The 13,667-nt window shown below is 69.0% G+C and carries 15 protein-coding genes; 9 read left to right on the top strand and 6 right to left on the bottom strand.

All coding sequences use genetic code 11. The annotated features are described in order from the left end of the window. Window positions 1–19 precede the first annotated feature (19 nt). Entirely contained in the window at window positions 20–1,414 is a 1,395-nt protein-coding gene (gene murC, locus OG584_RS06550) for a UDP-N-acetylmuramate--L-alanine ligase (RefSeq protein WP_405775963.1), read from the top strand. A gap of 9 nt (window positions 1,415–1,423) precedes the next feature. Further along, window positions 1,424–1,831: a peptide-methionine (R)-S-oxide reductase MsrB gene (gene msrB, locus OG584_RS06545; protein ID WP_405775961.1), complete on the top strand. Its 408-nt coding sequence runs from the start codon at window positions 1,424–1,426 to the stop codon at window positions 1,829–1,831. A 132-nt stretch (window positions 1,832–1,963) separates the two neighbouring features. On the opposite strand, the gene OG584_RS06540 is transcribed toward msrB, so the two are convergent. Beyond that, window positions 1,964–2,215, bottom strand: coding sequence for a hypothetical protein (locus tag OG584_RS06540; RefSeq protein ID WP_405775959.1), 252 nt, complete (start codon window positions 2,213–2,215; stop codon window positions 1,964–1,966). Window positions 2,216–2,290: 75 nt separating this feature from the next. Further along, complete coding sequence (locus OG584_RS06535) at window positions 2,291–2,914, bottom strand: TetR/AcrR family transcriptional regulator (protein WP_405775957.1); 624 nt, start codon at window positions 2,912–2,914, stop codon at window positions 2,291–2,293. Between the two features lie 124 nt (window positions 2,915–3,038). Here OG584_RS06535 and OG584_RS06530 point away from each other — a divergent pair, with 124 nt between their 5' ends. The 3 genes from OG584_RS06530 to OG584_RS06520 are packed head-to-tail and all read left to right on the top strand — an operon-like array spanning window position 3,039 to window position 5,505. Continuing rightward, on the top strand, window positions 3,039–4,490 hold the full coding sequence (locus tag OG584_RS06530) for an amidase (protein ID WP_405775955.1): 1,452 nt from the start codon (window positions 3,039–3,041) through the stop codon (window positions 4,488–4,490). Next, window positions 4,390–5,292, top strand: coding sequence for an alpha/beta hydrolase (locus OG584_RS06525; RefSeq protein ID WP_405775953.1), 903 nt, complete (start codon window positions 4,390–4,392; stop codon window positions 5,290–5,292). The genes OG584_RS06530 and OG584_RS06525 overlap by 101 nt, the downstream gene beginning before the upstream one ends. Before the next feature lie 24 nt (window positions 5,293–5,316). Then, window positions 5,317–5,505 (top strand): hypothetical protein, encoded by a 189-nt coding sequence (locus OG584_RS06520; protein ID WP_405775951.1) that lies wholly within the window; start codon window positions 5,317–5,319, stop codon window positions 5,503–5,505. A 452-nt stretch (window positions 5,506–5,957) separates the two neighbouring features. On the opposite strand, the gene OG584_RS06515 is transcribed toward OG584_RS06520, so the two are convergent. From OG584_RS06515 to OG584_RS06505, 3 genes are all read right to left on the bottom strand, one after another. Then, window positions 5,958–6,620: a hypothetical protein gene (locus OG584_RS06515; RefSeq protein WP_405775949.1), complete on the bottom strand. Its 663-nt coding sequence runs from the start codon at window positions 6,618–6,620 to the stop codon at window positions 5,958–5,960. Between the two features lie 283 nt (window positions 6,621–6,903). Beyond that, window positions 6,904–7,971 (bottom strand): hypothetical protein, encoded by a 1,068-nt coding sequence (locus OG584_RS06510; protein WP_405775947.1) that lies wholly within the window; start codon window positions 7,969–7,971, stop codon window positions 6,904–6,906. 309 nt (window positions 7,972–8,280) lie between these two features. Then, window positions 8,281–8,403 (bottom strand): hypothetical protein, encoded by a 123-nt coding sequence (locus OG584_RS06505; protein WP_405775945.1) that lies wholly within the window; start codon window positions 8,401–8,403, stop codon window positions 8,281–8,283. A gap of 332 nt (window positions 8,404–8,735) precedes the next feature. On the opposite strand from OG584_RS06505, the gene OG584_RS06500 reads away from it, so the two are divergent. Then, window positions 8,736–9,239, top strand: coding sequence for a hypothetical protein (locus OG584_RS06500; RefSeq protein ID WP_405775943.1), 504 nt, complete (start codon window positions 8,736–8,738; stop codon window positions 9,237–9,239). A 659-nt stretch (window positions 9,240–9,898) separates the two neighbouring features. Beyond that, window positions 9,899–11,404: an arabinofuranosidase catalytic domain-containing protein gene (locus OG584_RS06495; protein ID WP_405775942.1), complete on the top strand. Its 1,506-nt coding sequence runs from the start codon at window positions 9,899–9,901 to the stop codon at window positions 11,402–11,404. A gap of 264 nt (window positions 11,405–11,668) precedes the next feature. Here OG584_RS06495 and OG584_RS06490 read toward each other — a convergent pair whose 3' ends face one another. After that, complete coding sequence (locus OG584_RS06490; protein WP_405775940.1) at window positions 11,669–12,130, bottom strand: hypothetical protein; 462 nt, start codon at window positions 12,128–12,130, stop codon at window positions 11,669–11,671. 175 nt (window positions 12,131–12,305) lie between these two features. Here OG584_RS06490 and OG584_RS06485 point away from each other — a divergent pair, with 175 nt between their 5' ends. Together OG584_RS06485 and OG584_RS06480 are read left to right on the top strand one after the other, a co-directional pair. Beyond that, entirely contained in the window at window positions 12,306–12,926 is a 621-nt protein-coding gene (locus OG584_RS06485; protein WP_405775938.1) for a TetR family transcriptional regulator, read from the top strand. Between the two features lie 2 nt (window positions 12,927–12,928). Next, window positions 12,929–13,666 carry a 4'-phosphopantetheinyl transferase gene (locus OG584_RS06480; RefSeq protein WP_405775936.1) on the top strand — a complete coding sequence of 246 codons (738 nt, stop codon included), beginning with the start codon at window positions 12,929–12,931 and terminating at the stop codon, window positions 13,664–13,666. The last annotated feature ends 1 nt before the right edge of the window (window position 13,667 follow it).

The following is a 13,667-nucleotide window of genomic DNA, read 5'->3' as shown; positions in this document are numbered from 1 at the left end:
AGCTTGGGGAGACACCCGTATGGCACCCGGTAGCCCGACCGCCATGGACCGACCGCACTTCATCGGCATCGGCGGCGCCGGGATGTCGGGGATCGCGAAGATCCTCGCCGAGCGCGGATCCCGGGTCGCGGGCAGCGACGCCCGGGACTCCCCGGTGGCCGAGGCGTTGCGCGGACTTGGCGTGACGGTGCACGTGGGTCACGCGGCCGGACATCTGGCGGACGACGCGACCTGTGTCGTCGTCTCCAGCGCCATCCGCGAGGACAACCCGGAGCTGGCCCGCGCCGCCGAGCTGTCCATCCCCGTGGTGCACCGGTCGGACGCGCTCGCCTCACTGATGCGGGGGCTGCGCTCCATCGCGGTCGCCGGTACGCACGGCAAGACGACGACCACCTCGATGCTCGCCGTGGCCCTGACCGAGCTCGCCCTCGACCCGGCGTACGCGATCGGCGGCGACCTCGCGGGTCCCGGCACCAACGCCCGGCACGGCGCGGGCGACATCTTCGTGGCGGAGGCCGACGAGAGCGACCGGAGCTTCCAGAAGTACGACCCCCAGGTCGCCGTCGTCCTCAACGTCGAACTGGACCACCACGCGAACTACGCGTCGATGGACGAGATCTACGACTCCTTCGAGACGTTCGTGGGCAAGATCGTCCCCGGCGGCACTCTGGTGATCAACGCCGACCAGCCCGGCGCGGTCGAGCTGACCGCCCGGATCCGCGACCTCTCCACGCTGAAGGTCGTCACCTACGGCGAGTCCGACGCGGCCGACGTACGCGTCCACAAGGTCACCCCGCGCGGCCTGACCAGTGAGGTCACGGTCCTGCTCAACGGGAAGTTCCTGACCTTCACGGTCTCCGTCCCCGGCCGCCACTACGCCCACAACGCCGTCGCGGCTCTGGCCGCCGGTGTCGCCCTGGGTATTCCGGCGCACAATCTGGCGTCCGCGCTGGGCAAGTACACCGGGGTCAAGCGCCGCCTCCAGCTCAAGGGCGAGGCCGCGGGGGTGCAGGTCGTGGACTCGTACGCCCATCACCCGACCGAGATGACCGCCGACCTGGAAGCCATGCGCGGCGCCGTCGGCGACGCGCGGATCCTGGTGGTGTTCCAGCCCCACCTGTTCTCCCGTACCCAGGAGCTCGGCACCGAGATGGGGCAGGCGCTGCGGCTGGCGGATGCCTCGGTCGTCCTGGACATCTACCCGGCCCGCGAGGACCCGATCCCCGGCATCACCAGCGAGCTGATCATCGACGCCGCCCGCGCCGCCGGCGCCGATGTGACTGCTGTCCATGACAAGGCGCAGGTTCCCGGGACCATCGCGGGAATGGCGAAGCCCGGTGATCTCGTTCTGACCATGGGTGCGGGCGACGTCACCGACATCGGCCCGCAGATCCTGGAACACCTGTCGAGCTGAGGGAGCGCCATGCCGTACGACATCGAGAAGCCTGACGAGCAGTGGCGGGCCGAGCTGTCCGACGCGGAGTACGCGGTGCTGCGCAAGGCCGGCACCGAGCCCGCCTTCGTCGGTGAGTACACGGATACGAAGACGACCGGCGTCTACTCGTGCCGGGCCTGCGACGCCGAGCTCTTCCGGTCGGACACCAAGTTCGAATCGCACTGCGGCTGGCCGTCCTTCTACGACCCGAAGGACACGGACGCGGTCGAACTGATCGAGGACCGCTCGCTCGGGATGCGCCGGGTCGAGGTGCGGTGCGCGAAGTGCGGCTCGCACCTCGGGCACGTCTTCGAGGGCGAGGGTTACGCGACACCGACCGATCAGCGGTACTGCATCAACTCCATCTCGCTGCGGCTGACGCCGAGCGAAGTCTGACCGTCAGCGGCGGACCATGGGCGACCGATGCCCGCACAGGGAGTTCTGTGCGGGCATCTTCTCGTTTCACCAAGCTGTTGTGTCAGGAGGTGCGGAGGGAGGGTGCCGGTGTCGCGGCCACCGCGGCGGATTTCAGACAGGGAGATGCGCGGTGGAAGCCGAACGGGGCCCGCCCGGAGCCGTGGCAAGCGCGACATCCAGCAGGACTTCGCCCGGATCGTGCACCGCCCGAGCCTTCCGCCACGGCGACAGCGCCGTTGATGTCGCGGTGTCCGAGCCGGTCTCGCGAGGGTCTCGACCAGCAGCTCCTCCGGCCTGCGAGACCACCACCCGGCCGCCGCCCTCGATCCGGGCGCGCCGGTACGACCCGAGACGCTTCTTCACCCGGAAAGTGCTTCCTTCCGTGCAACCGGCAGGACCCTGGACAGCGAGCGGTGGCCGGGCGGTCAGCGCGGGTGGTCAGTCAGCCGCCCCGTATGCGCCGAGGTGGGAGCGGTGCCGGTCCACAATTCCCTCGACGATCTTCATCAGTCGGTCTCCCGTCTGATCGATGCTTCCGTTCTGTGTGCTGACCTGAGCCCCTTCGAGTACGAAGGTGATCTCGGCCGCGGCCTGTCCGGGGTCGGGCATCTGGGCTTTGGTGCACATGTCGATCAGCCTGCGGGTCTGGAAGGCCTTGTGCTCCTCGATCACTTGCCGTGCCGGATGAAGGCGGTCGGGCAGCTCGGCGAGGGAGTTGATGAACGGGCAGCCCCTGTATGAGATCGCCGGCAGCCCCTCGGCGATGAAGCGGGCCAGGCCCAGAATCTGCTCGTAGGGCCGGTCGGGGTATTCGGTTTCCACGCGGTCGAAGGCCGCCTGATAGTCCGCGGCGACGATCCGCAGCCACTCCGCGACCAGCGCGTCCTTTGTCTCGAAGTGTCGGTAGATCGCCATTTTGGTGGTCTCGGCCTTGTCGGCGATCGCCTGGACCCCCACCTGCCGGATCCCTTCCCTCTGGAAGAGCTCTTCGGCCGCGTCGAGAATGCGCTCACGAGGCGGCAGCTTCGCCACTCTGCTTGGCCTTCTGAGGGTCGATGCCATGACTGCTCCGTCACTCCGGTCGATCGTGCGGTTCACCACCTCTCTCACGGTACCAGTCCGGCCCCTTCGATACCGTGGGGTATCGTTCGATACTTAAAGGTATCGTTCTTGTCAGGGAGTGGCAGTGAGAGTTTCTGAGTACGTGAGCTTTGACGCAGTCGGACTGGCGGAGCTGGTGGCCAGGGGCGAGGTACTCCCCGCCGAGCTGGAGGCAGCCGCGCGCGAGGCTGTGCAGGCAGTTGATCCGCAGGTCAACGCCGTCGTGGAGACCTGGCTGACCGACGACGAACCTGTCCCCGGCAGCACACCACTGGCCGGCGTCCCTTTTCTGATCAAAGACATCGCGGTCGCCATGGCCGGGAAGCGGATGGAGCTGGGAAGCCGCCTGGCGGCCGGTAACGTCGCCGGCGCCGACTCCTCGCTGATGCAGCGCTTCCGGCGCGCGGGCCTCGTGACGTTCGGGCGCACCGCGACACCGGAGATGGCCTATGGCATCTCGACGGAATCAGCGTTGTACGGCGCGACCCGCAACCCGTGGGACCTGGAGCGCAGCGCGGGCGGATCCAGTGGAGGCGCGGCCGCCGCTGTCGCCGCTGGGGTGGTTCCGGTCGCCCATGGCACCGACGCCGCCGGATCGCTCCGTATCCCCGCCGCCTACAACGGCCTCTTCGGGATCAAGCCCACCCGTGGCCGGGTGTCCATGGGGCCCGACGTCGACGAGGTCTTCAACGGCTTGGCCGTGCACGGCAGCGTCAGCCGCACCGTACGCGACAGTGCGGTACTGCTCGACCAGATACGTGGCCCGGAATCGGGCGACCCCTACTTCGCCCAGCAGCCGTCACGGCCGTACGCGGAGGAAGTCACCCGCCATCCGGGCTCGTTGCGAATCGGTGTCCTCACCCAGGCCTGGGGCGGACGCCGTACTACCGCACCGGTGACCGACGCCCTCTCCCGCACCGTGCGGTTGCTTGAATCCCTCGGCCACCAGGTGAACGAGGTAGAGGTCGACCTCGGCGCCGACCGGGAGGAATTCGTCCTGGCCAACGCCCGGCTCATGACGGTGAACCTCACCACCCTGGTCGACGGGCTGGCCGCCGCCTTCGGCCGTCCCGTCGACTCCTCGACCCTTGAGCCGGCGACCCTCGCCGGCTACCACTACGGGCAGCGGGTCGGCGGCGCGCAGTTCCTCACCGCTCTCGCGATGCGGAACCGGGTGGCCCGAAGCCTGGCGCGGTACTTCGACGCGTACGACATCCTCCTCACGCCGACCCTGCCGGAGCCTCCCCTGCTTCTGGGCACCCATACCGAAGGTGCGGAGACACTGGACGGTCTCGGCTGGATCGAGCGCATCAATGACCTGTCGCCGTTCACCATGCCGTTCAATGTGGCGGGCACGCCCGCCATGTCCGTACCTGTGACGGCCGACGCCGGGACGGGGCTCCCGGTCGGCATGCAGTTCGCCGCCGGATACGGCCTTGAAAGCCGGCTCTTCCGCCTCGCCGGACAACTCGAACAGGCAAGTCCGTGGTCAGGCCGAACCCCCACGGTATGGGCAGGGAACCACCCAGGCCGCTGAAGAACGCTCCTGGCACGCTGCGGAGAGACATCGACGGATTCTTATCGGTCTCAGGACCGAAAATTCTCGCGGCGCACGGGAATGCCCTCAATGCCGAGTACGCATTCCCCTGCCCGACGGCATCGAACTGGCCGCCTGGCTGTTCCTTCCCGAAAACGCCGAGAAGCCGTTGCCCGCCATCACCATGGCCCACGGTTTCGGCGGCGCCCGCCATCACAGCATCGAGCACACAGCCCGCCGCTTCAGCGAGGCCGGCTACGAGGTTCTCCTCCACGATCATCGCAACTTCGGCGACAGCGGCGGCACACCTCGCCAGGACATCGACCCCTACCAGCAGATCGCGGACTGGCGATGGGCGATCACCTGCCTCGGCACACGCGGGGAAATCGACGAACAGCGCATCGGCATCTGGGGATTCAGCTACGCCGGGGGGCACACCCTGGTCCTCGGCGCCACCGACCGCCGCATCAAAGCCGTTTACGCCCAGGCCCCCACCGTCAGCGGCTACGAGACCGGACTGCGCCGCGTCCCGCCGCACGAGGTACGCGCCCTGGAAGAGCGCTTCCACCAGGACGAACGCGACCAGCTGGCCGGCAAGCCGCCCGTCTACGTACCCTTCGTCGACACCGACACGAGCCCTGGCTCCCCAGCGGCCTACTCACACGAGGGGGCAGCCGACTTCTACCTGCACCGGGCACCGGACGACACATGGACGAACAAGGTCACCCTTCAGTCCAACCGCCGCGCCCGCGCCTGCGAACCCGGTCAGTGGATCTCCCGCATCGCCCCCACCCCCTGCTGATGCTCGTTGCCAAGGGCGACGACGTTGCCCCCCGCCGACATCCCCCTCGACGGCTTCAACCGCGCCCGCGAACCGAAGAAGCTCGTCCTCACGGACGGCGACCACGTCTTGTCCTGCATCCAGCAGTTCGAACTCTCTTCCACGGTCGCGATCGACTGGTTCAACACCCACCTCAGGACCGCCGAAAAGAACGACCCCCGCCCCGACCGGTGAACCTGCCCCGCTGCATCCGACCTCGGCACGGACACTCGGGTACCACCCGATACGCTCACCCACCTGAAGAGTGCCTCTCCCCGTGCTGCTGGCAGAACCCCGGATGAATCACATCGTTGCAACTCAGGGGTGCTATTCGCCTATTCGGTCACGGCGTGGACGGGGGCGCTGACGAAAGCGCGAGGCTAAGCGGTGTTCCAGCGAGTCATCTCGCAGAAGGTTCAGCTGACGAACGCCGTGACCGGCGTCAGTCAGAGCTCAGCGTTCATGAGCGCGCTGCGGCTCCCATGGGCAAAGATGTGTACGGGCTGGACACCCGCATGGCTCGGGGTAGCACCTGCCTGTACGACGGCGCCACGCCCGCCATCTGCAAGCTGACAGCTCAGTAGCAGCCCGCTCCACAAGCCCCGGCTCATTTCGCGACCTGGAGTGGGGCGGCGCTTGCGCGGTCGTCAGACCATGGGGACCAGAAGCGACGGGAGTTCGCCGGCCTGGACAGCTTCTGGGTCGATGGTCAGCCCGCAGTAGGCGCCGACGCCGGAGAACACGGCCTCGGGCAGGCGCTCCCCATGCTCCTCGTAGTACGCCATCACTACGGCTTCCTCTTCGTCCGGTATGGACGGAAACACTGCTCCCGCTGCATGCAGCGCCGCATCCAAGTCGGAGCACCGGCCGGTGTCCTCCCCGAAGTCGGCCCGCCAGGCACGCCCGTCGCCCGGCGCATGAATGATCGTCGACGGCGGATTCCACCGGTTCATCGTCAGACAGACGATCTCCTCGTCCGGGCAGGGCCGCATCGACTCCACTCCTCGGTAGCCGGCTGACCACGTCGCCACACCCCAGTCCTCCAGCACGTACACCCAATCACCGTGCGTCCCGTACATGACACGATTGATGAGAGGGGAGGACCTGCCCGGCCGCGCCACAGGAACGGCAAGATCCTTGTACGGGGTGCGGGCAGCGAGCTCATCGAAGTCGGCGCCCAACGCTATGAGGAACTCGTCCGCGTCGACGCCGCGGGCGCAGGTCATCGATATCCTGCCGAGCATTCCGGGCAGGGCTGAAGACTTATCTATGGCGCTGTGTTCACCGATCCACGCGATCCCGTCAGACATGGCTGTCACACTAGATGATCGATTCCAAGGGGTGGGGTGGTAGCACGTCAGCGTGACGAGGTGCCGCGCGGGGGAGATGAGTCGCGACAGCGTTGATGGGCACGTACCGCCGCGTCGTGAAACTGCTCTCCGTCAATGTCGGCAGGCGACGCGGTCGAGATGGTCAGCCGACCCGATCAGCCCGCACCAGCCGAAGCGGATCGCGTCAGGGTTGCCGGTAGCCGGGGTCCGGCCGACCACCCGGACCGGCACGTCCCGGCCGAATGGCAGTGCCGGCCCCGGCTCATCGGCCGGGGCCGTCGGCCGACGGGTTCGGCAGTACGGGCGCCGTGCAGCCATGCCGGGCGGCGGAGCGGGTCGCGAAGGTGCGCAGGTCCTCGCGTTCCTGTGAGGTGAGCGGCTGTTCGGTGAAGTCGCGCTTGCTCTTCTCGACGGTCGAGATGTTGTACACGGCTGTCTTGGTTCCTCCCGGACAGTGGGCCGAGCCCCACATCCCGAAACCATCCTCGCCCGACGGCTTCTCGAACTCGCCGTATGGCCCTTGGCTGCGCGAGCCCTCAAAGGAGCCTGGCACGAAGGGTCCGTAATAGGCGCGCAGCACCAGTTCGCGGCCGAGTACACAGGCCTCGGCGGGTGCAACGCCTGCCGCGGTCTCACGCATCCGCGACTGCGAGCGCAGCCCGGCGCAGGTTCCCTTCGCCTCGCCGGCGGACGTCTCCTGGCCGGCGCCGCGTCCCGCGATCCGGGTGATCTTCTCTCCCGGGTCGGCCCCGCAGCCGCTCCGTGACGCCGTCCGTTCGGCCGCGACGGTGGCAACCCGGGCTATCGGGGTGCGGTCGCCGTCAGCTGAAGCGGTCACCAGAATCCCGCTGCCCTGGCCGCGGCTCCAGTCCGGGCAGTCCAGCAGCACGGAGGCGGTGATGGCGGACCCAAGCCCAGTGCCGTCCTGTTCCAGCAGCCCCGTCCACCCGTGTCCGAGAGGGAGCGGGAGGACGTCCTCGCGTCGCTGGAAGGAGTGCATGAAGTAGGCGTCGTAAGCGTGGTCGACCGTCTCGATCGTCACCACCACGCCGGAAGGAGTGGCCCTGCAGGAGACCGGAAGCCCTTCTGGCTCACCGCCCAGCGATGGGCCACCGGGATGCCAACTCTCCAGCTTGTACCCCGATCCATTGGCGTACTCCGCGTCCGGGTCCGTCAGCTCGACCATCTCGTCGACTGGCAGCACCCCGTTGCAGATCTCGGCCAACTGGTGCTCAGGGGAGTGCTCCCGGAACCAGAGCGCGCTACCGGCAGCCGCCAACGCCACAGCCACCGAAGCCGCCACCAGCCAGAGCCGTCGCCTCCTCAACACAAACCCCCCGTGCTATCAAGTTCCGTTCGACGTCCCGGGAGCCTACGCACCCACCGCCGTGCCCGCCGCAGCAGGCTGCCTGAGCTGTGACAACCCCGGCAGGCGTCCCACGCGGCGGCCGTCTGCTCGGGCCGGCTCCATGCCCACCAGGCCCGCGTCACCAGGGCACCAGGGCTCTGTGCTGGTGACCGCATTCCGCCGGTGAACCCGCAGCCCCCACGGTCAGGCTGCCGGCACCGTCAGCCGGCTCCCTCCTCGTGCGACCTTCTTGGCGTCGTCCATGTCCCCTTCCTCTCCCCGGCCGCCGGGTCAGGCGCTTTTCGGCTTGCGGGTGGCGGCCTTCTTTGCGGGGGTGTGCTTGACGTCGTGCACGGATGTGCCTTCGCCGCGCGCCTTCCTCGCTGTTTTGACCGAGGCGTTCAAGGCATCCATTGACGCCAAGCCTCATCCCCGCCGGGGCCGTTCCGAGGCACCCCGTGATCGTCCGGATAGACCCCGTCCTACTCGGTGTGTGAGGAGTGGGTGGTTATGTGGATGTATGGACGACGAGTTCGTCGGCGGTCGTGTCCAGCGTGGCCGGCGCGGAAGCGGCGTGACGGTTTGTGCTGCCGCCGGCGGGGACCCGCTGCCACCCTCGCTCTGGTCGTCCGCCACCGGCCCGAGCGGCGGACCGGTATCCTCCTTGGGTCTTCGTCACGCGATGGCATCACCTGCGCGCAGCTGGGGCGAAGAGCGAGCAGACGGATCTGGGGCGGGGCGGCAGCTTGACGACGGCTGAGGAAGCGCAGGCCGAACTGGGCTCACTGATGGGCCGGTTGGCACGCGAGAGCGGCGCCTACGTGGCGCACGGGCGCCTGCGCCCTGAGGACGGCGGCCTTGCGGCTCGGGGGTCGAGCCTCGTATCGGAGATATACACCCTCGTGTACCAGGCCCACGAGGAGTGGGCGCGGCAGGACAGCTACGTGCAGATGCCCGCCTCCCATGTCGAGATCGAGGCGGGCCTGGTGGCGCTCGCCCGGCACGAGGCCGCCGCGACGATGGCGAGATTCGCATCCGAGTGCCCTCTGTGGAATGTCACGCTGATGGACAGCTCACGCGCCCTCCGCCACACCTCGCGCGTCGTCCAGATCCTCGGCCCGGACGCCCAGTGGTGGTCGAACCATGACGACCTGTCGTCGGACTCCTTCACCGGATGCACCGTCGACAGCCTGGTCGCGGGTACTGACGGCACCGTCTTCGCAGTACTCCTGCAATCCTTTTCCGACTGACCCCGAGGCGGCCAGGTTCGCCGGGACTGAGGTGAGATCGGACGGTCCTGGTCCGTCAAGAGGTACAGGAATGTCGGCAGCGTCCGCGGCGCGTCGCAACCACATTTCGGCTTCCCTCTGCGGGCAGACATGCCGAGGTCGCCCCGAATCCTGGCAGTGAGATACGCCCCCCATTCCCGCCTCGCCGCTGGCCGCGGCGCGATGCCGGGTATGCCGATGCCGACCGGCGCCACCCTGGCGCCGGTCGGGTCTGATCTCGCTCGTCGCAGGGAAGCCGGGGTGTTGTTCGGCGAACTCGACGCAGTGGTGCTTCAGCATGTTCACCCCGGCGTTGTTGGTGGGGGTGAGCGATCTGGTGGGGGACGCGCGGCATCTGCCGCCGTCGGTGCAGGAGGCCCTCCAACCTCGTTCAACTCCGGAGGTCCGGGGCCCCGTTGCGAGGCAGCCACAAACGGTAACGAGGAGCTGACGGGCCGGTCGCGACGGCTCGGCCCAGAAGCAACAAATTCCCACAACCCGACCCGCTCAAAAAAATAAAAGCAACAAACATTGACGCAATCGACCAGCGGGCGTAACTTCCGACCGAGTCGCCCGGTGGCGTGAACGCGCTTGCCGTGCAGGCCAGTTGGAGCTCCATCCCCCCAATTCAGGAGCACGCCATGCGCAGAATGAGATCTGCCGCCGCGGGAGTCGTCCAGAGAATCAGGGTCCGGCCAGGTCCTCGTTACTGGCGGGCCCTGATGTCCGCCGTGGCGGCCGTCGGGCTCTTCCTCGGTGCGCTGACCGCCCTGCCCGGCGCGGCGCAGGCCGCCGGATCGCTGCCGTGCGACATCTACGGCGCCGCCAACACCCCCTGCGTCGCCGCACACAGCACGGTGCGAGCCCTCTTCTCCTCGTACAACGGGCCGCTGTATCAGGTCACTCGCGCGTCGGACGGCGCCACCGCCGACATCGGGCTGCTGTCCCAGGGCGGTTACGCCAACGCCGCCCAGCAGGACACGTTCTGCGGGGACAGCACCTGCGCCATCACGAGGGTCTACGACCAGACCTCGCGGCACAACGACCTCAACCCCGGGCCTGCGGGCACCGCCGGCGGAGCCGACCGTGGGGCGGATGCCGCCGAGCTCTCGGTGACGGCCGGCGGCCACAAGGCGTACGGCATCTGGATCTCACCCGGAGTCGGCTACCGCTCCGACGGAGCGGCGTCCGGTGTCGCCGTGAACGGCCAGGCCGAGGGCGCCTACATGGTGGCCAGTGGCACCCACGTCGGCTCCGACTGCTGCTTCGACTACGGCAACGCCGAGAGCACCCCGGCCGACACCGGCAACGGGCACATGGACGCCGTGTCCATCGCCACCACGTGCTACTTCGCACCGTGCACCGGCTCGGGCCCCTGGGTCGAGGCCGACATGGAGAACGGCATGTTCCAGGGCGACAACGGCTCCAACACGGCCAACACCGGTAACAACAGCAGCTATGTCACCGCCATGCTCAAGAACAACGGGCAGACCATGTACGCCCTGAAGGGGGGCGATTCGCAGACCGGCGGCCTCAGAACACAGTGGGACGGCGCGTTGCCGACGCGGGCCGGCTACCGGCCGATGCAGCAGGAAGGCGGCATCATCCTGGGCACCGGAGGCGACAACAGCAACCGGAACATGGGCTCGTTCTTCGAGGGTGTGATGGTCTCCGGCTATCCGACCGACGCGGCTGAGAACGCGGTCCAGGCCAACATCGTCTCGGTCGGGTACTCGGGCGAGACCAATGTGCCCAACGGTCCGCAGGGAACGATCACCGGCCCCGGGGGCCAGTGCGTCGACGTGGCGGCGGACGACACCGGTGTGAACGGAACGGCGGTCCAGCTCTGGAACTGCCAGTCGTACGCCGAGGACCAGTACTGGACGCACCACGCCAACGGGTCGCTCAGCACCATCGGGCGCTGCCTGGACATCAACGGGAACGGAACGGCCAACGGCACTCAGGTCGAACTGTGGGACTGCAACGGTGTCGGCGGCCAGGAGTGGAAGCAGCAGTCCGACGGATCGCTGCTCAACCCGCAGTCCGGCCGCTGCCTGGATTCGCCCGACGGCGCTACGGGCAACGGCACCCGGCTGCGGATCTGGGACTGCAACGGTGCCGCCGCGCAGAAATTCGCGCTGCACTGAGCTGAGCCGAGCACTGAGCTGAGCCCCGAGCCCCGAGCACTGAGCCGAGCCCCGAGCCGGGCCGAGCACCGGGCCAGGCGCTGATCCGGGCCGGGTGCTGATCCCGGCCGGGCGCCCGGCCGGGATCAGCAAGGGCCTGCCCCACGCCCCGTGCGGGTCCCGGGGGCCGGGCCGGAGCCCGTGGAGGGGGTACGGGGCGTCTGTCCCGTACCCCCTCCGGGCGTCCGTCTGCCGGCGTCAGTGGGTGCACACCACCGGCCGGCGTCAGTCCTCCGCGGGCGTCTCCGGGCGCAGCTGGGGGTGTACCACGCCGGGAAACACCCGGGCCCGGACGACCGGCTCCGCGGAGCCGCCCTGGATCACCGTTTCCGCGATGCCCCACGGGCGTCCCGGAAGCGTGATGGGCAGGGTGTAGGAGGCCGCGCAGCCGGTGCAGTCGTACCGGTCCGACCAGGCTTCGACGTCCGTGAGGCTGCGGGGGATGCGGGCCGTGTGCCGGTGCCGGGCGTGACAGCGGTCGCACTTCTCGCCCGGCTCGCAGGTGCCGCCGCAGGGGCACGGCAGGTCGAGCGAGGCGGCGGGACGCCAGCGCTGTGTGAGGACGGCGTCCCGGGTGGCGCCCATGTCCTTCATCGCCTTGAGGTTGCCGGCCGCGACGTTGTACGACTCGCCGGTGTTCGCCATCCGGGTCCGGATGGCGTCCTTGCGGCCGTGGTTGGTCGTCATGTGTGCCTCCTGGGGTTCACGCAGCCCGTCAGGAGGCCCATGAGATCGGTTCATACCACGGTACCCGCCTCGCCGGGGCATCTGTGACGCACGGCGATGCCGCCGTTCCGGGGCCCGGTGGACGGCCGTGACACGTGCTGGCCATACGGGGTCCGGAGCACGGAGAATCACCGCCATGAGTTGCAGGGAGACCCCCACCGCGTCCGAGCCGCCCGCTCTCGGGCTGCGTGAACGCAAGAAGCTGAAGACCCGGCGGGCGATTCGGCGTGCGGCGTACCGGCTCTTCGCCGAGCAGGGGTACGCGGCGACGGCGGTCGACCAGATCGCCGAGGCCGCCGAGGTCTCTCCCAGTACCTTCTTCCGGTACTTCCCCACCAAGGAGGACGTGGTCCTCGACGACGAGTACGCCCCGGTGCTCGGCGAGGCGCTGAAGTCCAGGCCCGCCGACGAGCCGATCGTGGATGCGATCCGGCACGCCCTCACCGACTCGCCCGCCCGGCTCGTGGGCGCCGAAAGGGACGAGCTGCTGTTCAGGACCCGGCTCGCCGTCACCGTTCCGGCCATCAGGGCCCGTGCGGCCGACGAACAGCGCCGCAGCCAGGACGCAGTCGCCGCGCTGATCGTCGACCGCACGGGCCGTGAGCCGGACGACCTCGACGTGCACTGCGCGGCCGCGGCGATCATCGCCGTCTTCTCGTCGGTCGTCCGGTACTGGACGGAGGGCGGCGGCAGCGAGGACCTCGCCGAACTCTACGACCGTCAACTGGCCCTGCTCGCCACCGGACTGAGGATTTGATCATGCGCACACAACAGCAGCCGGGGAGCGTCCCCGGGCCCGGCCTGCGGACCGGACGGTTCGGGTCGTCCGCATCCACCACGGGGAGGCCGCCGGCCGGTCCTGTGGTGCTGGTCGAGTCCTACGGCGATCCCGAGGAGCCGACCCCGTTCTTTCCCGGCGAGGAGGAGCTGGTGGCCCGCGCGGTGGCCACCCGCAGGGCCGAGTTCGCCACCGCGCGCGCCTGCGCCCGAGCTGCGCTGGCCCAGCTGGGTGTCGCACCCGCCGCCATCCTGCGCGGTGAGCGGGGCGAGCCGCTGTGGCCTGCGGGAATCGTCGGCGCCATGACGCACTGCACGGGCTACCGTGCCGCCGCCGTGGCCCGTGCGGGCGACGTGGTGTCGCTGGGCCTGGACGCCGAGCCGCACCTGCCGATGCCGGGCGAGGGTGAGCTGCGGCTGGTCACCGTGGCCGAGGAGCGCCGGAACCTGCCCCTGCTGACAGCCCGGCGCCCGGATATCTGCTGGGACCGGCTGCTCTTCAGTGCCAAGGAGAGCGTGTACAAGGCGTGGTACCCGCTGGCTGGGCGATGGCTCGGTTTCGAGGATGCCGTGATCACCGTGGACCCGGACGCCGGCACGTTCACCGCCCGGCTGCTCGTACCCGGCCCCGTGCTGGCCGGGGAGCCGCTCGCCGGATTCGACGGGACCTGGACGGTCCAGGACGGGCTGATCCGTACCGCTGTCGCCGTCATCCGCTGAT

The sequence above is a fragment of the Streptomyces sp. NBC_00859 genome (genome assembly GCF_045161865.1).
Lineage (GTDB): Bacteria > Actinomycetota > Actinomycetes > Streptomycetales > Streptomycetaceae > Streptomyces.
This window is presented reverse-complemented; position numbering and strand designations above follow the sequence as displayed.